General features: G+C 73.4%; 18 protein-coding genes. 8 read left to right on the top strand and 10 right to left on the bottom strand.

Annotated features, from left to right (window positions below; genetic code table 11):
• Positions 1-19 precede the first annotated feature (19 nt).
• Positions 20-1,177 (bottom strand): globin domain-containing protein, encoded by a 1,158-nt coding sequence (locus ACFYWQ_RS07435; RefSeq protein WP_389513671.1) that lies wholly within the window; start codon positions 1,175-1,177, stop codon positions 20-22.
• Positions 1,178-1,742: 565 nt separating this feature from the next.
• Here ACFYWQ_RS07435 and ACFYWQ_RS07440 point away from each other — a divergent pair.
• Together ACFYWQ_RS07440 and msrA are read left to right on the top strand one after the other, a co-directional pair.
• Entirely contained in the window at positions 1,743-2,195 is a 453-nt protein-coding gene (locus tag ACFYWQ_RS07440) for a DUF5707 domain-containing protein (RefSeq protein ID WP_389513673.1), read from the top strand.
• A 202-nt stretch (positions 2,196-2,397) separates the two neighbouring features.
• A complete protein-coding gene (msrA, locus tag ACFYWQ_RS07445; RefSeq protein WP_389513674.1) occupies positions 2,398-2,910 on the top strand; it encodes a peptide-methionine (S)-S-oxide reductase MsrA in 513 nt (170 codons plus the stop codon).
• A 152-nt stretch (positions 2,911-3,062) separates the two neighbouring features.
• Here the strand turns inward: msrA and ACFYWQ_RS07450 are convergent, their stop codons facing one another.
• Positions 3,063-4,181, bottom strand: coding sequence for a hypothetical protein (locus ACFYWQ_RS07450; protein ID WP_389513676.1), 1,119 nt, complete (start codon positions 4,179-4,181; stop codon positions 3,063-3,065).
• Between the two features lie 100 nt (positions 4,182-4,281).
• Here ACFYWQ_RS07450 and ACFYWQ_RS07455 point away from each other — a divergent pair, with 100 nt between their 5' ends.
• Positions 4,282-5,442, top strand: coding sequence for a cystathionine gamma-synthase (locus ACFYWQ_RS07455; protein WP_389513677.1), 1,161 nt, complete (start codon positions 4,282-4,284; stop codon positions 5,440-5,442).
• A gap of 41 nt (positions 5,443-5,483) precedes the next feature.
• Here ACFYWQ_RS07455 and ACFYWQ_RS07460 read toward each other — a convergent pair whose 3' ends face one another.
• The 3 genes from ACFYWQ_RS07460 to ACFYWQ_RS07470 all read right to left on the bottom strand — a co-directional run bounded on the left by ACFYWQ_RS07460 (position 5,484) and on the right by ACFYWQ_RS07470 (position 6,937).
• Complete coding sequence (locus tag ACFYWQ_RS07460) at positions 5,484-5,732, bottom strand: hypothetical protein (RefSeq protein WP_389513679.1); 249 nt, start codon at positions 5,730-5,732, stop codon at positions 5,484-5,486.
• A complete protein-coding gene (locus ACFYWQ_RS07465; RefSeq protein ID WP_389513680.1) occupies positions 5,729-6,262 on the bottom strand; it encodes a sigma factor-like helix-turn-helix DNA-binding protein in 534 nt (177 codons plus the stop codon). The genes ACFYWQ_RS07460 and ACFYWQ_RS07465 overlap by 4 nt, the downstream gene beginning before the upstream one ends.
• A 168-nt stretch (positions 6,263-6,430) precedes the next feature.
• On the bottom strand, positions 6,431-6,937 hold the full coding sequence (locus ACFYWQ_RS07470) for a MarR family winged helix-turn-helix transcriptional regulator (protein ID WP_389514392.1): 507 nt from the start codon (positions 6,935-6,937) through the stop codon (positions 6,431-6,433).
• Between the two features lie 162 nt (positions 6,938-7,099).
• On the opposite strand from ACFYWQ_RS07470, the gene ilvA reads away from it, so the two are divergent.
• Positions 7,100-8,329 (top strand): threonine ammonia-lyase, encoded by a 1,230-nt coding sequence (gene ilvA / locus ACFYWQ_RS07475; RefSeq protein ID WP_389513682.1) that lies wholly within the window; start codon positions 7,100-7,102, stop codon positions 8,327-8,329.
• A 170-nt stretch (positions 8,330-8,499) separates the two neighbouring features.
• Here ilvA and greA read toward each other — a convergent pair whose 3' ends face one another.
• Positions 8,500-9,000 (bottom strand): transcription elongation factor GreA, encoded by a 501-nt coding sequence (gene greA / locus ACFYWQ_RS07480; RefSeq protein ID WP_389513683.1) that lies wholly within the window; start codon positions 8,998-9,000, stop codon positions 8,500-8,502.
• A gap of 179 nt (positions 9,001-9,179) precedes the next feature.
• Complete coding sequence (locus tag ACFYWQ_RS07485; protein WP_389513684.1) at positions 9,180-9,578, bottom strand: DUF4307 domain-containing protein; 399 nt, start codon at positions 9,576-9,578, stop codon at positions 9,180-9,182.
• Positions 9,579-9,757: 179 nt separating this feature from the next.
• On the opposite strand from ACFYWQ_RS07485, the gene mca reads away from it, so the two are divergent.
• Together mca and ACFYWQ_RS07495 are read left to right on the top strand one after the other, a co-directional pair.
• Positions 9,758-10,618, top strand: a complete 861-nt coding sequence (gene mca / locus ACFYWQ_RS07490; protein WP_389514394.1) for a mycothiol conjugate amidase Mca — start codon at positions 9,758-9,760, stop codon at positions 10,616-10,618.
• Positions 10,611-10,871: a hypothetical protein gene (locus tag ACFYWQ_RS07495; protein ID WP_389513686.1), complete on the top strand. Its 261-nt coding sequence runs from the start codon at positions 10,611-10,613 to the stop codon at positions 10,869-10,871. The genes mca and ACFYWQ_RS07495 overlap by 8 nt, the downstream gene beginning before the upstream one ends.
• 571 nt (positions 10,872-11,442) lie before the next feature.
• On the opposite strand, the gene ACFYWQ_RS07500 is transcribed toward ACFYWQ_RS07495, so the two are convergent.
• Positions 11,443-14,691, bottom strand: a complete 3,249-nt coding sequence (locus ACFYWQ_RS07500) for an ATP-binding protein (protein WP_389513689.1) — start codon at positions 14,689-14,691, stop codon at positions 11,443-11,445.
• Between the two features lie 158 nt (positions 14,692-14,849).
• On the opposite strand from ACFYWQ_RS07500, the gene ACFYWQ_RS07505 reads away from it, so the two are divergent.
• Positions 14,850-16,883 (top strand): thioredoxin domain-containing protein, encoded by a 2,034-nt coding sequence (locus ACFYWQ_RS07505; protein WP_389513690.1) that lies wholly within the window; start codon positions 14,850-14,852, stop codon positions 16,881-16,883.
• A gap of 104 nt (positions 16,884-16,987) precedes the next feature.
• Here ACFYWQ_RS07505 and ACFYWQ_RS07510 read toward each other — a convergent pair whose 3' ends face one another.
• Positions 16,988-18,178 (bottom strand): glycosyltransferase, encoded by a 1,191-nt coding sequence (locus tag ACFYWQ_RS07510; protein WP_389513692.1) that lies wholly within the window; start codon positions 18,176-18,178, stop codon positions 16,988-16,990.
• Positions 18,175-19,401, bottom strand: coding sequence for a glycosyltransferase (locus tag ACFYWQ_RS07515; RefSeq protein ID WP_389514396.1), 1,227 nt, complete (start codon positions 19,399-19,401; stop codon positions 18,175-18,177). The genes ACFYWQ_RS07510 and ACFYWQ_RS07515 overlap by 4 nt, the downstream gene beginning before the upstream one ends.
• Before the next feature lie 598 nt (positions 19,402-19,999).
• Between ACFYWQ_RS07515 and ACFYWQ_RS07520 the strand changes: the two genes are divergently transcribed.
• On the top strand, positions 20,000-21,481 hold the full coding sequence (locus ACFYWQ_RS07520; protein ID WP_389513693.1) for an ArnT family glycosyltransferase: 1,482 nt from the start codon (positions 20,000-20,002) through the stop codon (positions 21,479-21,481).
• Position 21,482: the final 1 nt, after the last annotated feature.

The raw sequence follows: 21,482 nt of genomic DNA on the forward strand, positions 1-21,482 counted from the left end.
GGACGGGCAAGCGCTTGGCTCAGGGAAGGGACAGGACGGGCGTCTCGAACGGGTCGTGGTGGATGCGGTCGGGCGAGGTGCCGCCCAGCGTGAGCGCCTTCGTGGCGGCGACGACCATCTGGGCCGGGCCGCTGAGGTAGGCGTCGTGCTGGTACCACGGCCCGTACTCGGCCAGGACGTCCGGCAGCGACCCCCTGATCCCGGGGATGTGCTCCTGGGACACCGCGCCTCTGATGGTCAGCCAGTGGTGCCGCTGGGCCATCCGCAGCATGTCGTCGACCCCGTACAGCTCGGCGCTGGTCCGGGCGCCGAGGAACAGGTCGACCTGGTGGCGGCCGCCGCGCCGGGCGACCTCTTCGACGAGCGCGCGGATGGGGGCGAGACCGGTGCCGCCGGCCACGAGGAGCAGGTCGCTGTGGGCGGCGGCGTCCAGCACCATGTCGCCCTGCGGGGGGCCCAGCCGGATCACGTCGCCCACCGAGGCCCGGTGCACCAGCGCGCCGCTGACGGAGCCGCCGGGCACCGCGCGCACGTGGAAGGTGAGAGTGCCGTCCTCACGGGGCGCGTTGGCGGGCGAGTAGGAGCGCCACAGCTTCGGCCACCAAGGGGTCTCGACGCCCACGTACTGTCCGGCGGCGTACTCGTACGGCAGGTGGGGGCGCACGGTGATCTCGACGATGCCGTGTCCCCGCGGGAGACGGTGGACGACCGTGGCGGGCCACACGGCGGGCCGGACCGCCTCGTCCTGCTCCGCGGCACTGATCATGACGCCGGCGACCGTGCCGTACGCCTTGGTCCAGGCGGCGGCGATCTCCGCGGTCCACGCGGGGCCGGCGTAGTGGGCCAAGGAGGCGAGGAGGCACTCGCCCACGGCCGGGTAGTGCGCGCCGAGCGTGCCGAACTTGCGGTGATCGCGTCCGAGGTGTCCGCAGAAGCGCACCAGGCTCTCGGGGTCGTCGACCAGGTCCACGATGCGCAGCAGCGCGCGCAGCAGGCGGCCGCGCTGGGCGTCCATCGCCTGCGGGAACAGGGGGCGGACCTCGGGATAGCGGGCGAAGAGGATGGCGTAGAAGTAGACCGTCATCTCCGCGGCGAACGGCTCGACCACCGAGACGGAGGCACGGATGAGGGCCTGCTCGTGGGCCGACAGAGGTGGCTCGACGATCTCGGGTTCCACGACCTCGGGCTCCACGGCGTGCGCCGTGGGAGCGGGTGCCGAGTGCTCCGAAGACGGGGGCGCCGTGGACGCGCTGCTCGAACGGCTGAACCGGAATCTCAACGGGCCGGCGCTCCCCCGTCCGTCGGCAGGGATCTTCTCCCGTCGGCGGACCGCGGGGCGGCATCGCGCAGGGGGGCGTCGCTCACGGCGGCATCGCTCAGGGGGACGTGAGGGACGTGAAGGACGTGGGGGGCGTGGGGGGCGTGTCTTCGTGGCGCGGCGGTCGGGGCGGCTGCACAGGCGGGCATGAGTCCTCATCAGGGGCGGCGGCAGAGAAACGGATCAAACGGCTCCGGACGCTACATGACCGCACGGGTGACTCAGAAGTAGCCATGATCCCGGGACACGGTCCCGGTGAACTGCCCTGACCGGACGGGGAGGAGGGGGCGAACCGGTCGGCCTGCTCAGACTGAGTTGAGTACGTGCGCTCATGTCCGGCAGGCCCGTGCGCGGCGAGCATCGGGGAAGCGGCGCGGTCGAACGGCGCCGGCCCGATCCAGCTGAGACAGTTGCGGAGAATCCCATGTCCCGACGTATCGCCCTGTCCGTGGCCGCCGGTGTCGTCGCCCTCGGCGGTGCCGGTGCCTTCGCCCTCGCCCACGCCGGGGAGCAGCCGCCGTCGCTGGCGGACAGTACCGTCCGCTACACCGCTCCCGACGGCGACCGCGCCGGCTCGTTGACCTTCGTCACCGGCGTCACGGCGTCCTCCGGCGTCAAGAGCGTGAAGGTGCTGGCGTGGCCGGAGAACTCGTCCCTCGCCGAGGAGGAGCCGACCGCCAAGGACATGGCCGCCGTGGAGTCGGCCGTCTGCAAGGCCTCCGGGGAGGACACCGCGCGCTGCACCTACACCGTCGAGGTCACCGCTTCCGACGCCGCGTCGTCCCCGCGCGGTCCCTGGCACGTCGCCGTCCTGGCCACCGCGCAGGACGGCACCACGACCCTGGACACCGAGGCGGCCGACTTCACCGTCGGCTGACCCGGTGATCGCCGGTGGCTGGTGGCTGGTGGCCGGTGGCCGGCGATCGGCGATCGGTGGTCGGCGATCGCGCGGCGGGTGGTCGGACGGGCGCGGAATCGCCGGGACCCCTCCGGCGTTGAGGACGGTGTGCAGGGGATGCCGGTGGTATGCGAGCCGAGCAGCCCGAAAGACCGAGCTGACAGACATTGGAGGGGCCGTGATGGCGGCGCAGACGCAGAGGGCCGTGCTGGCCGGCGGATGCTTCTGGGGGATGGAGGAGCTGATCCGCCGACTCCCGGGCGTGACGGCGACCCGGGTCGGATACACGGGCGGTGACGTGCCGAACGCGACGTACCGCAACCACGGCACGCACGCGGAGGCCATCGAGATCCTTTTCGACCCCGCGCAGACCGACTACCGCGCGATCCTGGAGTTCTTCTTCCAGATCCACGACCCGAGCACCAAGAACCGCCAGGGCAACGACATCGGCCTCAGCTACCGCTCGGCGATCTACTACGTGGACGACGAGCAGAAGCGGATCGCCGAGGACACGATCGCGGACGTGGACGCCTCCGGACTGTGGCCCGGCAAGGTCGTCACCGAGGTGGAGCCCGTCGGCCCCTTCTGGGAGGCCGAGCCCGAGCACCAGGACTATTTGCAGCGTTACCCGAACGGCTACACCTGCCACTTCCCGCGCCCGGGATGGCGGCTGCCCGCCCGCGCGGAGGGCTGACCGCGAGGCCGTGAGGCCGTGAGATCGCCCGGGCTGACCGCGAGCCGGCTCGGGCGGGAGGCGGCCCGGGCGGGAGGTGGCTCGGGCGGGAGCCGGCCCGGCGGAACGTTCGCCGTGGCCGGGTCGGCCGTACGCCTGTACGCCTGTACGCCTCAGTGCGGGAGGGACGCCGGGCTGCCGCCGTTCGCCTCGTAGCCGGCCACCGCCAGCGCCCGGTACACCGCGAACTCCGCCGCCGGGTCAGGGGACAGGGTCCAGGGCAGTGCGCCGACGTGGCCGTCGACGTGCACCAGCTGGTTCATGGCCTCCGCCCAGCGCTCGGCGCGCACCAGGAAGAAGACGAGGAGATGGCGCACGTGCGCCAGCATCGGGTCGTCGGGGCGGGCGGCGTGGACGGCGAAGAGCGCGCCGTGGACCGCCTTCGTCACCACCTCGCTCTGGTAGAAGCCCCTGACCAGGTTGACCTCGGGGAGGTGCTCGAACACCGCGAACAGGGGCATCGCCGCGAGCAGTGACCCCTGGGGCGCGCGGGCCGCCGCGGCCTCCGCGAAGGACATCGCCGTCTCGCGCGAGCCGTGCCACTTCTCGCACCAGTAGTGCAGGGCCGCCAGATGCGCCCCCATGTGCGCCGGTGCCCGGTCCAGGATCCTGAGCCACAGCTGCTCGAACTCCGCCTGCGAGTAGCCCAGACCGCGGGCCACCGAGAGCTCGACGATGTACGGGACCGGGTCACCGGGGGCGAGCAGCGCCGCCTGGCCGCAGGCGTCCCTCGCCTCCTCCATGATGATCCGGAAGTCGTCCGTGCCGGGCGTCGAGGTCCGCCACGCCTGCTGCACCAGGAACTCGGCGTGCACCGCCGCGCCGCCCGCGTCCTTGGGCACCTCCGTGCGCCACACCCGCAGCCACTGCCCGCCCGGCAGGTCGCCGACCCCGCCGGGCCGCTGCTGGAGCTCCAGCGAGGCCGAGCCCGCGAAGGCCTGCACCCGCTGCCAGCGCAGCTCGCCCTCGGCCTCCGTCCCCGCCAGCAGCTGCTGCGCCGCCCGGTAGTCCTGGGTGCGCTGCACCACGTCGAGGACGTCCAGCAGATCCTGGTCGGGGCCGGGCATGCGGACGTCCAGCTCCTCCGTCCGCGCGAAGCCGTAGTCCGCCGGGTCCGCGGCGTCCGGGTGACCGGCCGGAACCTGTTCGATCATGCCGCGCCTGCGGCGCAGGATCGGCAGCAGCACGAAGCCGAACATGACCAGCGCCATCAGGACCCAGAGAATCTCCATGCCTCAAGGGTTCCAGACGCCGCCGACAATTGGCCAACCCCCTACGCCCCGCGTCCGGCCGTCCCGCGCACCGGCCTCCGGCGCACTACGCTCGGTGCCCATGAGCGACAGGCACATCAGTCAGCACTTCGAGACCCTCGCCATCCACGCGGGGAACACCGCCGACCCCCTGACCGGCGCCGTGGTCCCGCCGATCTACCAGGTGTCGACCTACAAGCAGGACGGCGTCGGCGGCCTGCGGGGCGGCTACGAGTACAGCCGCAGCGCCAACCCGACCAGGACCGCCCTGGAGGAGAACCTGGCGGCCCTGGAGGGCGGCGTCCGGGGCCTCGCGTTCGCGTCCGGACTGGCGGCCGAGGACTGCCTGCTGCGCACGCTGCTCAGCCCCGGGGACCACGTGGTCATCCCGAACGACGCGTACGGCGGCACGTTCCGGCTGTTCGCGAAGGTCGTCTCCCGCTGGGGCGTGGAGTGGTCGGTGGCCGACACCGCCGACCCGGCCGCCGTACGGGCCGCGATCACGCCGCGGACCAAGGTCGTCTGGGTGGAGACCCCCTCCAACCCGCTGCTCGGGATCACCGACATCGCCGCCGTCGCGCAGGTCGCCCGGGACGCGGGCGCCCGGCTCGTCGTCGACAACACCTTCGCCACCCCCTACCTCCAGCAGCCGCTGGCGCTCGGCGCTGACGTGGTCGTGCACTCGCTGACCAAGTACATGGGCGGCCACTCCGACGTCGTCGGTGGCGCGCTGATCGTGGGCGACCGGGAGCTCGGGGAGGAGCTGGCGTACCACCAGAACGCCATGGGCGCGGTCGCCGGGCCCTTCGACTCCTGGCTGGTGCTGCGCGGCACCAAGACGCTGTCGGTGCGCATGGACCGGCACAGCGAGAACGCCGTGAAGATCGCCGACATGCTGACCCGGCACGCGCGCGTGACGCGGGTGCTGTACCCGGGCCTGCCGGACCACCCCGGTCACGAGGTCGCCGCCAAGCAGATGCGGGCGTTCGGCGGCATGGTGTCGTTCCAGGTCGAGGGCGGCGAGGAGGCGGCCGTCGAGGTGTGCAACCGCGCCCAGGTGTTCACCCTCGGGGAGTCCCTGGGCGGCGTCGAGTCCCTGATCGAGCACCCCGGCCGGATGACGCACGCCTCGGCGGCGGGCTCGGCCCTGGAGGTCCCGGCCGACCTGGTGCGCCTCTCCGTCGGCATCGAGAACGTCGACGACCTCCTGGAGGACCTCCAGCAGGCCCTGGGCCGGCCCTAGCCCGGCCCTGGCCCGGCCCTGGCCCAGCCCGCTCGTCCGCTTCACCAGTCGGTCAGCGGCGGAGTCGTCTCCGACGGCGGCTCCTCCCACGGCCGGGCCGTCAGCGCCCACACGGCGAACAGCACGACGGCCGCGCACAGCAGCAGCCACAGCAGCCGCCGGGCGAGCGCCCGCCGGCGCAGCAGGCGGCTGCCGCGGCGTACGGCGTCCGCGTGCAGCTCCGGCGGCACGCGCGGCACCGTCCGGTGCATGATCCGCCGTACGGCGGCCTCCTGTTCGGTCCGGTTCACCCGCGCCTCCCCTCGGCGATCGGCCGCTCGGCCGCGTGCGCACGCGCGCGTGCCGCACGACGGCGGTCCGGCGGCGGACGCAGCAGGGTCGCCGTCGCGCGGTCGCGGAGGGCGTGGACGCGTTCCGTCGGGAGACCGAGCAGGGCCGCCACCTGTTCCTCGGCGAGGCCTTCGTGGAGTCTCAGGACGAGGACGAGGCGTTCCTGAGGGGAGAGGCGGGCCAGAGCGCCGGCGGGGCGGTCCCGGGCGCGGGCCGGGCCGGCGCCGTGGCGGTGCCGGCCGGTGTGGGCGAAACGGGTGGCGAGATGCCGGCGGGCGTGGTCGTAGGGATCCTCGCCCCGCAGCCGGTCCCAGCAGGCGTACGTGTGCGCGAGGGCGAGCGTCGACAGCCGTCGCGCGCGCGGGTTGTCGTCCGGTGCCTCCGCGGTGAGCAGGGTGGCGGAGAGCAGCAGCCGGGCGCCCGCGCCGGCGACGAACGCCTCGAACTCCCCGGCCCGGCGGGCGTCCCGGGCCGCATGCCGTGCTCGCACCCCCGCGCCCCCCGCCTGCCGGAGACTCCCCTGGAGACGGATCCCGGCCGCACGCGGCGAACGGGGACCCGGTCTCATATGAGGCCAGGGGCGGTCCGTCGTCAAGAGCCGCGCACACGCGGACCGGCCGCCCCCGCGCGGACCGGAACGCCCCCGCGCGCGTGGGGGTCAGGAAGTCTGCGAGGGCTCCGCGCCGGCGACGCCCTGGGAGGTCATCCGGGCGGAGAGCGCGCCGTTGAAGCGGGCGAGGAGGGTGCAGAACGCCTCGCGCTCCTCGGGCGCCCAGTCCTGCGTCAGCTCGGCCATCAGCTGACGCCGGGAGGAGCGCACCTCCTCCAGGCGCGACATCCCGCGCGGGGACAGCTGGAGCACCACGGCCCGCCCGTCCTCGGGGTGGGAGGTGCGCTTGACCAGGCCGGTGTCGACGAGCGGAGCCACCTGCCGGGTGACGGTGGAGGAGTCGATGCCCATGCTCGAAGCGAGCGCCTTGACGCCCATCGGACCCTCCTTGTCGAGGCGGTTGAGCAGCAGGTACGCGGCGCGGTCCATGGAGTTGCGCACCTGCCCGACACCGCCGAGCCGGGTCTGTTCGGCACGGCGTGCGAAGAGCGCCACCTCGTGTTGCAGCGTCTCGAGAAGACCGGTGTCACCGACGGTCGTCATGTCCATCGACATTTCAGGTGTTGTGGGCATGGCCGGGGGCTCACTTCATGAAGGGGTGCTGGGTTGGGGGACAGGGTACGCGGCCGGACGGCGGGCCGTACCGGCGCTGCCGAAACCGGTCTCGGTGGTTGGGCACGGCGGTCGTTCCCGCCCGTGAACTGCGATGCTGGTGCCATGAGCTACGGCACGGCTGACCCCTTGCCGCCCGTCACCCTCGATGACGTGCGCGGCGCCCAGAAGATGCTCTCGGGCGTCGCGCGGATGACCGCGATGGAGGGCAGCAGGCACCTCTCCCAGCTCGTCGGGGCGCCGGTGCACTTCAAGTGCGAGAACCTCCAGCGGACGGGTTCGTTCAAGCTGCGCGGCGCGTACGTCCGGATCGCCGGGCTGCTGCCGGAGGAGCGGGCGGCCGGCGTGGTCGCGGCGAGCGCGGGCAACCACGCGCAGGGCGTGGCGCTGGCGTCCTCGCTGCTGGGGGTGGGCTCCACGGTGTTCATGCCGAAGGGCGCGCCGCTGCCGAAGATCAGCGCGACCCGCGAGTACGGCGCGGAGGTGCGCCTGCACGGCCAGGTGGTCGACGAGACGCTGGCCGCGGCGCAGGAGTACGCGGCCGGGACCGGCGCGGTGTTCATCCACCCCTTCGACCACCCGGACGTCATCGCGGGGCAGGGCACGGTGGGCCTGGAGATCCTGGAGCAGTGCCCGGAGGTGCGCACGATCGTCGTCGGCATCGGCGGCGGCGGTCTGGCGGCGGGCATCGCGGTCGCGGTGAAGGCGCTGCGGCCGGACGTGCGGATCGTCGGCGTGCAGGCGGCGGGGGCGGCCGCGTACCCGCCGTCGCTGGCGGCGGGGCGCCCGGTCGCGCTGGAGAACCCCGCGACGATGGCCGACGGCATCAGGGTCGGCCGGCCCGGCGACGTCCCGTTCGGCATCATCGGCGACCTGGTGGACGAGGTGCGCACGGTGACGGAGGACGAGCTGTCCGCCGCGCTGCTGCTGTGTCTGGAGCGGGCCAAGCTGGTCGTGGAGCCGGCCGGGGCGAGCCCGGTCGCGGCGCTGCTGAGCGAGCCCGGCGGCTTCGAGGGCCCGGTCGTGGCGGTGCTCTCGGGCGGCAACGTCGACCCGGTGCTGATGCAGCGGGTCCTGCGGCACGGCATGGCCGCCCAGGGCCGCTACCTCGCCGTACGGCTGCGGCTGACGGACCGGCCGGGCGCCCTGGCCACGCTGCTGGGGGTGCTGTCGGCGGTCGACGCCAACGTCCTCGACGTGAGCCACGTGCGGACCGACCCGCGGCTCGGCCTCACGGAGGCGGAGGTGGAGCTGCACCTGGAGACCAAGGGGCCGGCGCACTGCGCCGAGGTGGAGCAGTCCCTGCGCGAGGCCGGTTACCCGGTCATCGGCTGAGGCGGGCACCCGCACCCGCACGGCACGACGAGGCCCCTGCACGGCGTGGCGAGGTCCCCGCACGGCACGACGAGGTCCCTGCACGGCATGGCGAGGTCCCGCACGGCATGGCGAGGCCCCCGGCGCCGCGGGGCGCCGGGGGCCTCGTCGGGGGACCGGGAGGCGGTCCGTCAGCCGTTGTAGGGATCGGCCTTGAGGATGCGCACGGAGGCCTTCTTGCCGTTCGGCAGCTCGTACTCCGCGTCCTCGCCGACCTTGTGACCGATCACGCCGGCGCCCAGCGGCGACTGCGGCGAGTAGGTCTCGATGTCGGAGCTCGCGTACTCGCGCGAGGCCAGCAGGAAGGTCAGGGTGTCGTCCTCGTCACCGTCGAAGGCGATCGTCACGACCATGCCGGGCGCGACCGCGCCGTCGGCGGACGCGGGCGCCTCGCCGACCTTCGCGTTCTCCAGGAGCTGGGTCAGCTGGCGCACACGGAGCTCCTGCTTGCCCTGCTCCTCCTTGGCCGCGTGGTACCCGCCGTTCTCGCGCAGGTCGCCCTCCTCACGCGCAGCCGCGATCTTGGCAGCGATCTCGGTGCGCGCAGGACCAGTAAGGTACGCAAGCTCATCCTTGAGCTTGTTGTACGCCTCCTGGGTCAGCCAGGTGACGTTCTCGCTGGTCTGGGTCACAGGGTGCTCCTCGTCGGTACTGGGAATACAAAGCATCGCCCTACCCGGAAGCATGTTCCTCCAGGGATGGGCGAAACCACGAGCCTAACAATTCAGTGGCCCAAGGGGGAGGACATAAGCCATCAGAATTACGTCAACGCAGGTCAGCGCGTACGTATTCCGGGGGGCGGGCCGAGGTGTCAGTCGGCGTGACAGCCGAGCAGCTCCGCCGACGTGGCCTTGGCCGTCGTACGGAGCGTGACCACCTTGTCGATCCGCGTGTCGGGGCCGGAGAAGCGGAAGTCCGCGCGGCCCACCTCGGCGCCGCTCTCCGCCTGTGAGCGGACCGTGCAGTAGCCGCTCGACCCCGCGTCCTTGCGGACCTCCAGGTGCACCTTCACCGCGTCGTCCGCGATGGAGAAGGCGATCAGCTCGCCGCTGATCTCGTTCTGGCCGACGTAGTGGTAGCCGAAGAAGCCGATCACACCGAGGAGGACCGCGCCCAGGGCGGCGCCGACGAGCTTGAGCGTGCGGTCGGTGCGCTCGTCCGAGGAGCGGCCGTAGCGGCCCTCGGGCGTGCGCGTGCTCGCCGTACTCATGAACGTCCTCCCGAGGGACTCGACAGGGGGTGGGACGAAGGTCCCGAAAGGGCTTCCGAAGCCCGGCTCCGGAATTATTGGCCCTTCGATTCGGTCACTATAGAAGCCGCCGATCGCACCCCTGCTCACGGGGGCGCCGACCTACCGAGGATTGAGTCTTGACTGACCAGCTGCGACTGATGGCCGTCCACGCGCACCCCGACGACGAGTCGAGCAAGGGCGCGGCCACCATGGCGAAGTACGTGTCCGAGGGGGTGGACGTGCTGGTCGTGACCTGCACGGGCGGGGAACGCGGCTCCATCCTCAACCCCAAGCTTCAGGGCGACACGTACATCGAGGAGCACATCCACGAGGTGCGCAAGAGGGAGATGGACGAGGCCCGCGAGATCCTCGGGGTCGAGCAGGAGTGGCTCGGCTTCGTCGACTCCGGCCTGCCCGAGGGCGACCCGCTGCCGCCGCTGCCCGAGGGCTGCTTCGCCCTGGAGGACGTCGACAAGGCGGCGGGCGAGCTGGTGAAGCGGATCCGCTCCTTCCGTCCCCAGGTGATCACCACCTACGACGAGAACGGCGGCTACCCGCACCCCGACCACATCATGACCCACAAGATCTCGATGGTCGCCTTCGACGGCGCGGACGACACCGTCAAGTACCCGGAGGCCGAGTTCGGGCCGGCGTACCGGCCGCTGAAGCTGTACTACAACCAGGGCTTCAACCGTCCGCGCACCGAGGCGCTGCACCAGGCGATGCTGGACCGGGGCCTGGAGTCCCCCTACGGGGAGTGGCTCAAGCGCTGGGACGAGTCCGGGCACAAGGACCGGACGCTGACCACGCACGTGCCGTGCGCCGACTTCTACGAGGTCCGCGACAAGGCGCTGATCGCCCACGCCACCCAGATCGACCCCGACGGCGGGTGGTTCCGGGTGCCGCTGGACGTCCAGAAGGAGGTCTGGCCCACGGAGGAGTACGAGCTCGCGAAGTCGCGGGTCGACGTCTCCCTCCCCGAGGACGACCTCTTCGCGGGCATCCGCGACAATGCCTGATATGAGCGCAAGCGTGAGCCTGGCAGTGACGCAGTTCGCCACCCTCGCGAAGGAGGTGGACGAGGACAAGGTCACCCCGGGTGTCCTCGGCTTCATCGTCTTCGCGGTGATGGCACTGGCCGTGTGGGGGCTGATGAAGTCCATGAACCGCCACATGGGCAAGGTCGACTTCGAGGAGACCCCGGAGGACGCCTCCGGCCAGGACACCGCCGGCAAGGCCACCCCGGGGAAGGCCTCCCCGGCGAAGGGCTGATCCCGGCAGCCGGGGGGGCACGTACCGGGCGGCCTGCCCCGGTTGCCGGGTCGGCACGCACTGGCGGTCCGCACCGGCTGCCGGGCCGGCACGTACCGGGCGGCCCGCCCGGCCGCCGGGGCCGACGCGCACCGGGCGGCCCGTCCCTGCCGCCCGGGGACGTGCGGACGTGCGGCGCGATCACCTGGCGGAACGAGCGCGTCCGCCACTGCGGGCGTCCGGAGGCGCGGTTTGGTCTCGGGGTCCGGCCCGATCGCGGTGCGCGCGGCCGGGGCCGTGGTGCAGGGTCCGGCCGTGGTGCCTGGCCTGGCCGCGATGCAGGGTCCGGCCGTGGTGCCTGGCCCGGCCGCAGCGCCTGGCGTGGCCCGGCCGCGGTGTGCGGCCTGCTGCGAGGGTGCGGTCCGGTGCGCGGCCTGCTGCGAGGGTGCGGTCCGGTGTGCGGCCTGCTGCGAGGGTGCGGTCCGGTGCGCGGCCTGCTGCGACGGGTGCGGTCCGGTGCGTCCGGTGCCGGTCGGCGTGGGCCGCGCGGCCGCCGCGGTACGGGTGCCCCTCAGCCCTCAGCCCTCAGCCCTCAGTCCTCGCCCTCCCGCACCGCCACCCCCATGACCTCCCGCGCGTGTCTGCCCGGCACCATTCCCAGACGCCACGCCTGCCAGCCGGACTCCGGGCGGACACCGCGGTCCAGCAGCGGGCCGTAGGCGCCCACCGCCTCGGTGAGCCGGGGGTCCCGCAGCGGATGGGCCGCCGCGGACAGGCGGGCCAGCTCCTCCCGGGCCGCCGCCGTGCCGGACGCGACGCCGCCGGGGGCCGTGTACGGGAGCAGCGTGCAGCGCAGGAAGCGGGCCCAGTCCTCGCCGCGGCGGTCGCCGTAGGAGGCGAAGAGCGCCGCCGCCTCGTCGCACAGCGCCAGGGCCTGACCGGTGCGGGCGTTGCCCGCGTCGACGATCGCGAGCTCCAGGCAGGACCAGGCCTCGCCGTGGGCGACACCGATGCGCTGGAAGTCGGCGCGGGCGTCCATCAGGAGCTGGCGGGCGAAGCCTGAGTTCCGCAGCGAGCCGGTCTGGGCCGCCCGCTGGTCGCGGGTGACACGGGCCGAGTGATGGCGGGCACAGGCCAGGCCGTAGACGTCGCGCAGACGGGAGAGCAGGGACCGGGAGCGTTCCAGTTCGCGGACCGCCTGGTCCAGCTCGCCCGCCTCCTCCAGCGCGAGCCCCAGGTAGTAGACCGTCCAGGCCTCGCCCCGCGCGTCCTCGTTGTCGCGGTGCCGGGCCGCGGCGGCGCGCAGGCCGTCCACCGCCCGCGACGGGTCGCCGGCGATCAGCCGGGCGCGGGCCAGCTGGGTCAGCGCCCAGGCGGCGCCGCGGCCGTCGCGGGTACGGCCGTACAGGCCGAGGGCGCGGCGCAGCTCGGTCTCCGCGCCGGCGACGTCGCCGCGGCGCAGGTTCAGCTGGCCGAGCTGGTAGTGGGCCCACGCCTCGCCGTGCACCGAGCCGCCCTCGCGGTGCAGCACCAGGGAACGGGTGAGCAGGTCGAGGGCCTCCGCCAGCCGGGCCCGGTCCCGTTCCACCGCGGCCAGCGCGTGCAGGGTCCACGCCCGGTCCGTCGCCAGTTCCGGTGCCGCCTGGAGGTCCAGGGCCTCCCGCAGCCGCGCCGCCGCCTCCGTGAGGTTGCCCTGGTGGTGCAGGGTGATGCCCAGCGAGCACAGGGCGCGGGCCGCGCCCGCGTCGTGGTGGGCCTGGAGGTAGAGGTCCACCACGGAGCTGAGCGTCGTGCGGGCCTTGTCGAGCTCGCCCAGCTGGCGGGCCGCGATGCCGGTGCGCCACCGCACGGAGCGCACCAGCGGGTCCTGGCCGGCCGACTGCGCCAGCTCGCTGATCTCGCCGAGGCGGTAGAGGTCGCCGCGCAGCAGGCAGTGGTCGCACAGCGCGCCCAGCAGGCTCAGCACGGCCGCCTGGTCGACGCCCTCCGCGTGCCGCAGGGTCGCCGTGATGGAGCCCGACTCGTCGTCCAGCCAGCGCAGCGCCTCCTCCAGGGAGGCGAAGCCGTGCGGGGTGAAGCGGTCCGAGCGGGTCGAGATGTTGCCGTCGACCAGGCGCAGCACGGCGTCCGCGAGTTCGGCGTAGCTGACGATCAGGCGTTCCTGGGCCTTGGCGCGGTCGGCCGGCTCCTCCTCGTCGGCCAGGCGGGCCTCGGCGAAGGCGCGGACCAGGTCGTGCAGGCGGTAGCGGTCGCCGCGCACCGGGGCGACCAGGCCCGCCCGCGCGAGCGCCGTGAGGTGCCGGGCCGCCTCCGTGCGGTCGGTGCCCAGGAGGGCCGCCGCGGCGGCCGCGCCGAACGAGGCCCGGCCCGCCGGCGCCAGCCGCCGCAGCAGCCGCCGGGCCTCCTCCGGCTGGTCGGTGTAGCGCAGCCGCAGCGCGCGCTCGACCGGGTCCACCGGGCCGTACGCCGCCAGGTCCGCCGCCAGCCGGCGCGGGGAGCGCGGGCCGAGCGAGGAGCCCGCGATCCGCAGCGCCAGCGGCAGCCCGCCGCACAGCTCGCGGATGCGGTCGGCGGACTCGGCGTCGTACGGATCCGAGGCGTCCTGCGCGGCCGCGGCGAGCAGTTCGTCCGCGCCGGCCGCGTCCAAGGGCGCGACGGGCAGCTCATGCACCCGGGCGGACAGGCCGGGCGGCAGGGCCAGCGGGGCCCGCGCGGTGACCAGGACGAGGCTGTCGGAGCGCTCCGGGACGAGCGCGCGGACCTGGTCCGGGTCGGCGGCGTTCTCCAGGACGACCGTCACCGGCAGGCCCGTCAGACGCTGGTGGTACAGCTCGCCCAGCCGCTCCACCTGCTGCTCCGGTGAGGAACGCTCCCGGAAGAGCAACTGCTCGCGCGGTGCGCCGAGCCGGTTCAGCAGGTGCAGCAGCGCGTCCCGGGTGGACAGCGGTGCCTGCGCCGCGCCGTCACCGCGCAGGTCCACCACGCACGCGCCCCGGAACCCGTCCCGCAGCTCGTGCGCGGCCCGTAGCGCGAGGGTGCTGCGGCCGCTGCCGGGCGGGCCGTGCAGGACGACCACCGTCGGCCGGGTCCCGGTGGCGGCCCGGTCCTCCCGCACCCACTGCCGGATCCGCTCCAGTTCCGCCCGGCGTCCCGCGAACGGCGAGACCGGCTCGGGCAGTTGGGCGTACGACTGCTCCAGCACCGTCCGCCCGCGCGCCGCCGCGCTCTTGTCCGCGCCGCGCAGCCGCGGCCCCGGCCCCGGCCCCGGCTTCCCGGAGGCGGGACCGCGGGAGCCCGGTCTCCTCGGGCCCGTCGTCGTGCCCAGCACCCGTTGCCGGTCCAGGAACGGACGGATGCCGCGCTCCTCCAGCGCCGCCAGCCACCGCTGCCGCAGCTGCTCCGGGTCACCGGCCCGGCCGGCCTCGCCCGCGGGGCGGCGGGCCGCCGGCAGCGGGGTCCCGGCGGCCTTCACGACGGTCGTCGCCGCGCCGACGACACCGACGGCCACGCCGGCCCCCAGTGCCGTCCCCGCACCCGTGCCCAGTGCCAGGTCGGCGACGGCGGTCGTCACGGCCGCGACGCCCGCCACCAGCAGGGGGACCCCGCCCCCGCCCTCCCGCGCGTACCGCTGGGCGAGGGCGAGCCGCCCGGAGCGGGTCTCCGTGTCGGCCCGCGCGTACGCCTCGTACTCCTCGGCGGCGGTCTGGAGAATCGTTTCGAGCGCGCCGTGCGCCCGTGTCGTCAGCACCTGCCGGTCGGTACGGCCGCCCGTGCGCCGCACCTCCTCCTCCACGGCCCGGGCCAACAGCCTCTCGGCTTCCGCCCGATGGCGGTCCCGCATGTCGTCCCCCTCCGGCGGCCACAGCGTGTCCAGGCCAAGTGTGCGGCGGAGGGCGCACGGGCGCGAGGGTGCGGACGCGGTCCGCTCGCCGGAGTGCGCCGGAGGGCGGGCGAATGTCCCGCGCGTGCCCCGTGGGGTACTGCGGCAGGATGGACCCCATGGCGAACCGACTGGCCCATGAGACCTCCCCCTACCTCCTCCAGCACGCCGACAACCCGGTCGACTGGTGGCCCTGGTCGGCGGAGGCGTTCGAGGAGGCGCGCCGGCGGGGGGTGCCGGTGCTGCTGAGCGTCGGGTACTCGAGCTGCCACTGGTGCCACGTCATGGCTCACGAGTCCTTCGAGGACCAGGAGACCGCCGACCACCTCAACGAGCACTTCGTGAGCGTCAAGGTGGACCGCGAGGAACGCCCCGACGTCGACGCCGTCTACATGGAGGCCGTACAGGCCGCCACCGGGCAGGGCGGCTGGCCGATGACCGTGTTCCTGACGCCGGACGCCGAGCCGTTCTACTTCGGCACCTACTTCCCGCCCGCCCCCCGCCACGGGATGCCGTCCTTCCGCCAGGTGCTGGAGGGCGTCGGCCAGGCCTGGCGCGACCGCCGGGAGGAGGTCGCCGAGGTCGCCGGGAAGATCGTGCGGGACCTCGCGGGACGGGAGATCTCGTACGGGGAGGGCGTGGCACCGGGGGAGCAGGAGCAGGCGCAGGCCCTGCTGGGGCTGACCCGCGAGTACGACCCACAGCGCGGCGGGTTCGGCGGCGCGCCGAAGTTCCCGCCGTCCATGGTGATCGAGTTCCTGCTGCGGCACCACGCCCGCACGGGCGCCGAGGGCGCGTTGCAGATGGCGGCGGACACGTGTGAACGGATGGCGCGCGGCGGCATCTACGACCAGCTCGGGGGCGGCTTCGCGCGGTACTCCGTCGACCGGGACTGGATCGTGCCGCACTTCGAGAAGATGCTGTACGACAACGCGCTGCTGTGCCGGGTGTACACCCACCTGTGGCGGGCCACGGGATCCGAGCAGGCGCGGCGGGTGGCGCTGGAGACCGCCGACTTCATGGTGCGCGAACTCCGCACCGAACAGGGCGGTTTCGCGTCCGCGCTCGACGCCGACAGCGACGACGGGACGGGCAGGCACGTCGAGGGCGCCTACTACGTCTGGACGCCGGAGCAGCTCACCGAGGTCCTCGGCGCCGACGACGCCGCCCTGGCCGCCCAGTACTTCGGGGTGACCGAGGAGGGCACCTTCGAGCACGGCTCCTCCGTCCTGCAACTCCCGCAGAGCGAGGGCGTGTTCGACGCCGAGCGGATCGATTCGGTCAGGCGGCGGCTGCTCGCGGCGCGGGCGGAACGCCCCGCCCCCGGCCGGGACGACAAGGTCGTCGCCGCCTGGAACGGGCTCGCCGTCGCCGCGCTCGCCGAGACCGGGGCCTGCTTCGACCGCCCCGATCTGATCGACGCCGCCCTCGCCGCCGCGGACCTCCTCGTCCGCCTGCACCTCGACGACCGCGCGCACCTCTCCCGCACCAGCAAGGACGGGCGCGTCGGGGCGAACGCGGGGGTGCTGGAGGACTACGCCGACGTGGCGGAGGGCTTCCTCGCGCTGGCCTCCGTCACCGGGGAGGGCGTCTGGCTGGAGTTCGCCGGCTTCCTCCTCGACCACGTCCTCACCCGCTTCACCGACCCCGGCTCCGGTGCCCTGTACGACACCGCCGACGACGCCGAGCGGCTCATCCGCCGCCCCCAGGACCCGACCGACAACGCGACGCCCTCCGGGTGGACCGCCGCCGCGTCGGCCCTCCTCGGGTACGCGGCCCACACCGGTTCCGAGGCGCACCGCTCGGCGGCCGAGCGGGCGTTGGGCGTCGTCAAGGCGCTCGGGCCGCGGGTGCCCCGGTTCATCGGATGGGGCCTCGCGGCGGCGGAGGCCCTGCTCGACGGGCCCCGCGAGGTCGCGGTCGTCGGACCGTCCGCCGAGGACGCGGGCGCCCGCGAGCTGCACCGCACCGCCCTGCTGGGGACCGCGCCGGGGGCGGTGGTGGCCTGGGGCACGCCGGACAGCGGGGAGTTCCCGCTGCTCGCCGGCCGCGCGCTGATCGACGGGAAGCCGACGGCGTACGTCTGCCGCGGTTTCGTCTGCGATCTGCCGGTGACGGACCCGGCCGCCCTGAAGGCGAAGCTGACGCCGTGAGATGAAGGGCCTGCCCGTCGTCCGGGGCCCGGGTGCCGGGCGCCGGGAGTCGCGGACGACCAGGGGCCCGGGGGACGGATCCCCCGGGCCGCCTCGGCGTCCGGTCAGCCCAGCGGGTCCGGTACCGGCTCCGCCACCTTCTCCGGCGTGACGCGGGCGAGCGCCGCCTCGCGCCGGTGCAGGCGGCCGTACAGCCACCGGTCCACGACCAGGAAGCGGGCCGTGAACACGACCGCCATGGCGAGGGCCGTGGCGGGCAGGGCGGTCATGCCCCCGGCGCCGATCAGGAGCGCGGCCAGGGGGATGCGGGCGATCAGGTCGGCGTTGCCGACGGCCGCGAAGGAGAGCAGGCGCACGTCGCGCCGGCGGTGGCGGCGCTGGTTGCGGTAGACGAAGGAATCGATGAGGGCGAAGTTCCACAGGAGCCCCGCCTGGTTGGCGATGATCTCCGCCGGGGCGTAGTGCAGACCGGGGGCCCAGGTGGTCAGGAACCACAGGAGTGCCAGGTTGGGGACGAAGCCCGACAGGCCGATCAGCCCGAAGACCACCGCCCGGGCGCGGGGGTCGGCGGTGCGCAGGGTGATCAGGTGCCGCAGGAAGCGCATGCCCTCGCGGGCCGTCGACTTGGACTCGCCCGCGTGCCGCTCCCCGAAGGCGTACGGCACCTCGGCGATGCCGCGCGGACGGCACCGTACCGCCAGTTCGAGGAGGATCTTGTAGCCGAGGGGCTGGAGGCCCTCGTCCTGGCTCGACGCCCGGTCGATCGCGGTGCGGCGGATGGCGAAGAAGCCGCTCATAGGGTCGGTGAGGCCGCTCAGGGCGCGCGGGAAGAGCGCCTTGGTGACCAGCGTGGAGGTGCTGGAGACGAGCTTGCGGTAGCCGCCGTCCAGACCGCTGCGGTCGCCGCCGGCCGCGTACCGGCTGGCCACGACCAGTTCGGCGCCGGTGGCCTCGCCGCGGGCGATCAGCTCGGGTATGAGTTCCGGCGGGTGCTGGAGGTCGGCGTCGATGACGACGATCCAGGGTGCCGACGCGCGGGCGATGCCCTCGACCACCGCACCGCCCAGGCCGCCCTCGGGGGTGTCCCGGTGGTGCAGGACCACCGGGACGGCGCTGTAGGCCGCCTCCTCCTCGATGACCTGGCAGGTGTGGTCCGTGGAGTCGTCGGCGAAGACGACCTCCGCGCGGGTCCCGGCGGGGACCGCGGCGCGGACGCGGGACAGCAGCTCGCGGATGTTGTCGGCTTCGTTGAAGGTGGGGACGACGATGGACACGTCGGCGGGCAGCGCCGTCACCGTGCCTCCTGGGGCTGCGGGGTCTGGACGGGGAGGTGGGCACCGACGTGCGAGGTCAGCTCCCAGTCGCGGCGGCCGGTGTACTCGCGCCACACGGCGCGCAGCGCGGCGGCCGCGAGGATCACGGCGTACACGGGACCGCCGAGGACGAGCTTGGCGTAGTGCCCGAAGCCGATGCGGAAGCCGTACTCGCGGCCGAAGTCGTGCAGGGCGACCGCCTCGAAGACGATCATCGCGGCCATCGGCAGCATGGGCAGCCAGGCGAACATCGAGAACGGCAGCGGGACGCCGCCGATGACGGCGAAGAGGACGCCGAGCGGGATCATCACGCCGGTCGCGGCCTGCACGAACGGGGTGCTGAGGGTGTAGCGGGCGAGCATCCGCTGCCCGAAGCCGGGCAGCCGGCGCCACTCGCCCTTGCGCAGGACCTGGAGGAACCCCTGGTTCCAGCGGGTGCGCTGCTTGTAGAGCGCCTTGATCGAGTCGGGCGTCTCCTCGCGGGTGACCAGCGCGGAGTGGTAGGCGACGACGACCCTGGCGCCGCCGCTGGACAGCCTGACGCCCAGGTCGCAGTCCTCGGCGAGGCAGTTGCCGTCCCAGCCGCCGGTCTCCCGCAGCAGGGCGGACCGGACGAAGACGGTGTTGCCGCCGAGCGGGATGAACCCCTTGCGGGCGTGCAGGTGGAGCCGGCTGCGGAACCAGAAGAAGTACTCCAGGCAGTTGCGCAGGCTGTACCAGCTGCTCTCGTAGTTGATCAGCTGGACGCCGCCCTGGACGACGTCGGCGTCCTCCCGCCGGAAGGCGAAGTCGACGTGGCTGAGCAGCTCGGGGTGGACGACGTCCTCGGCGTCGAAGACCCCGATGACCTCGCCGCGGGCGTGCGGCAGCGCGGTGTTGAGCGCGCGGGGCTTGTTCTTCTTGTCGTGGGTGTCGACCACCGTGCGCACCGTGCCGGGGTGCTCGGCGGCCAGCTCGTGGGCGATGGCGGCGGTGCCGGGATCGTCGTGGCCGACGATCAGCAGGATCTCGAAGTCCGGGTGGTCGATGCGCAGCATCTGCTCGACCGTGTGCCGCAGCACGGCTTCCTCGTGCCGGGCCGGCACCAGGAGAGAGAAGGACAGGTCCGCCCTGCCGTCGGGTGTGGCGAAGGCCGTCGACTCCAGTGTCTCCGGGGTGCGCCAGGCGTGCAGCATCCACCACAGGGTCACGCCGGCGGCGGCCATGAGGACGATCGAATCGATGAAAAGAATGGCGGAGACCACGAATTCCCCCCTCGGTCTTTCTTGGTCATCCTTGGTGAACGGTCGTTCAACTCTTACGTGCGCGGAAGGCTCCCGTCCGTCTGCGGCCCCCCGGCCGACGGGACTTCCAAAGGTGCTCGTGATCAGTGACGGCCCTCGGCGAGGACCCGGTTCCCAGCCGGTTCCCAGCCCGTTCCCCTCCGGTTGTCCGGAGTTTTCGCGCATGATCGATTCGGGCTCACGAGCAAAGTAGGGCCGAAGTTAGCAGGTTCGGCTTTTACGCCGCAATGTGGCCTCGCTGTGATGATCCCCGCCTCAAACGGAATCACAGGTTCTGCTCATATTGGGTCCCGAGCTGTGTCATGATGCTCCGGCATGCCTGATTCCGGGGGGTTTCAAGGGGGAGGCCCCCGGCTGCCATCAGGCCCAGAAATGGGTGGGGGGATTCCGCATGGGGACCGCCATACCGCACACGCGAGCGCGTGATGCGTCCGAGGCGCAGGTTTCCGAAAGTTCTTCTTCCGTTTCCCGTCCGGGTTCCGGTGATTCCGATGACGGGCGCACCTCCATACGCGGGAGTGTGTTACGGAAAGATGTTTTCTGGGTTGCGCCTGTTTTCGTCGTAGGCCTCCTGGCGAGGATCCTCGGAATCGGCAATTACCCATTCCCGAATGACGACGAGGGCACGTATCTCGCGCAGGCGTGGGCCGTACAGCACGGTGAACTCGCGCATTACACCTACTGGTACGACCACCCGCCCCTGGGCTGGATCCAGCTCGCCGGCGTCTCCTGGCTGCCGAACTGGCTCCTGCCCGACGTGCCCACCTTCGTGCAGGGGCGGATCGCCATGCTGCCGGTGGCCGCGGCGGCGATGGTCCTGGTCTACGTGATCGGCCGGCGCCTCGGACTGGCGCGGCCCACGGCCGCCGCGGCCATGCTGCTGTACGCGCTGTCGCCGCTCGCCGTGGTGCTGCACCGGCAGATCTACCTGGACAACATCGCCGTCCTGTGGGTGCTGGTGTCCTTCGCCTTCGCCCTGTCCCCGCGCCGCCACCTGTGGCACCACGTCGCGGCCGGCACGGCGTTCGCGGTCGCGGTGCTCTCCAAGGAGACCATCGGGGTCCTGCTGCCCGTGCTGCTGGTCACCCTCTGGCAGGGCAGCCACCCCAGCACCCGCAAGTTCTCCTTCGCCGGCTTCGGCTCCGGGTTCGTCCTGACCGGCCTGTTCTACCCGCTGTACGCCCTGCTCAAGGGCGAGCTGTTCCCGGGCGCCGGACACGTGTCGCTGCTCGGCACGCTCAAGTTCCAGCTCGGCGGGCGCGAGGGCAGCGGATCGGCCTTCGAGGACGGCACCGACGCCCACCAGCTGTTCACGGACTGGCTGGACCGGGACCCGTACCTGCTGATCGGCGGGGGCGTGGCGGCGCTGTGCGCGTTCGCGGTCCGCCGGCTGCGGCCGGCCGCCCTCGCCGTCCTGGTGCTGGCCCTCGTGGCGCTGCGGCCCGGCGGCTACCTGCCGCAGATGTACATCGTGCAGGTGCTGCCGTTCCTGGCGCTCACCCTGGCCGGGACCGCCCAGGCCGTGGTCGCCCGGCTGCCCGGGAAACCGCACCTGCGGCCGGTGGCCGCCGTCGCGGCCGTGGCCGCCGCCGCCCTGCTCGCCGGGCCGCACTGGTACGACCGTGACCGCGCCGCCACGCGGGCCGACGACAACGGCGTCTACCGCGACGCCGCCCGCTGGCTGCGCGAGACCCCCGTCGGCGACCGCTCCGAGGTCCGCGTCGTCACCGACGGCGTGCTGTGGCTCGACGCGGTCGACGCCGGCTACCGCCCGGGCACCGGTGTCATCTGGCACTACAAGCTCGACCAGGACCCGGCGGTCACCAGGACGCTGCCGCACGGCTGGCGGGACATCGACTACGTGGTGTCCACCGCGGCCCTGCGCGGTGAGCGCGAACACCTGCCCACCCTGCGCGCCCTGTTCGCGCACGGCACGCCCGTCGCCACCTTCGGTGAGGGCGGCGGCCGGATCGACATCCTCCGCATCGAGAACGACGCCTGAC

The organism is Streptomyces sp. NPDC003247 (genome assembly GCF_042888135.1).
Classification (GTDB): domain Bacteria; phylum Actinomycetota; class Actinomycetes; order Streptomycetales; family Streptomycetaceae; genus Streptomyces.

Bases quoted from the DNA above. Each gene is read 5' to 3' on its own strand.
- ACFYWQ_RS07485 (WP_389513684.1), bottom strand. From the start codon at position 9,578: ATGAGTACGGCGAGCACGCGCACGCCCGAGGGCCGCTACGGCCGCTCC.
- ACFYWQ_RS07495 (WP_389513686.1), top strand. From the start codon at position 10,611: ATGCCTGATATGAGCGCAAGCGTGAGCCTGGCAGTGACGCAGTTCGCC.
- mca (WP_389514394.1), top strand. From the start codon at position 9,758: ATGGCCGTCCACGCGCACCCCGACGACGAGTCGAGCAAGGGCGCGGCC.
- ilvA (WP_389513682.1), top strand. From the start codon at position 7,100: ATGAGCTACGGCACGGCTGACCCCTTGCCGCCCGTCACCCTCGATGAC.
- ACFYWQ_RS07515 (WP_389514396.1), bottom strand. From the start codon at position 19,401: ATGGCCGCCGCCGGCGTGACCCTGTGGTGGATGCTGCACGCCTGGCGC.
- ACFYWQ_RS07450 (WP_389513676.1), bottom strand. From the start codon at position 4,181: ATGGAGATTCTCTGGGTCCTGATGGCGCTGGTCATGTTCGGCTTCGTG.
- msrA (WP_389513674.1), top strand. From the start codon at position 2,398: ATGGCGGCGCAGACGCAGAGGGCCGTGCTGGCCGGCGGATGCTTCTGG.
- ACFYWQ_RS07470 (WP_389514392.1), bottom strand. From the start codon at position 6,937: ATGTCGATGGACATGACGACCGTCGGTGACACCGGTCTTCTCGAGACG.
- ACFYWQ_RS07455 (WP_389513677.1), top strand. From the start codon at position 4,282: ATGAGCGACAGGCACATCAGTCAGCACTTCGAGACCCTCGCCATCCAC.
- ACFYWQ_RS07500 (WP_389513689.1), bottom strand. From the start codon at position 14,691: ATGCGGGACCGCCATCGGGCGGAAGCCGAGAGGCTGTTGGCCCGGGCC.
- ACFYWQ_RS07505 (WP_389513690.1), top strand. From the start codon at position 14,850: ATGGCGAACCGACTGGCCCATGAGACCTCCCCCTACCTCCTCCAGCAC.
- ACFYWQ_RS07440 (WP_389513673.1), top strand. From the start codon at position 1,743: ATGTCCCGACGTATCGCCCTGTCCGTGGCCGCCGGTGTCGTCGCCCTC.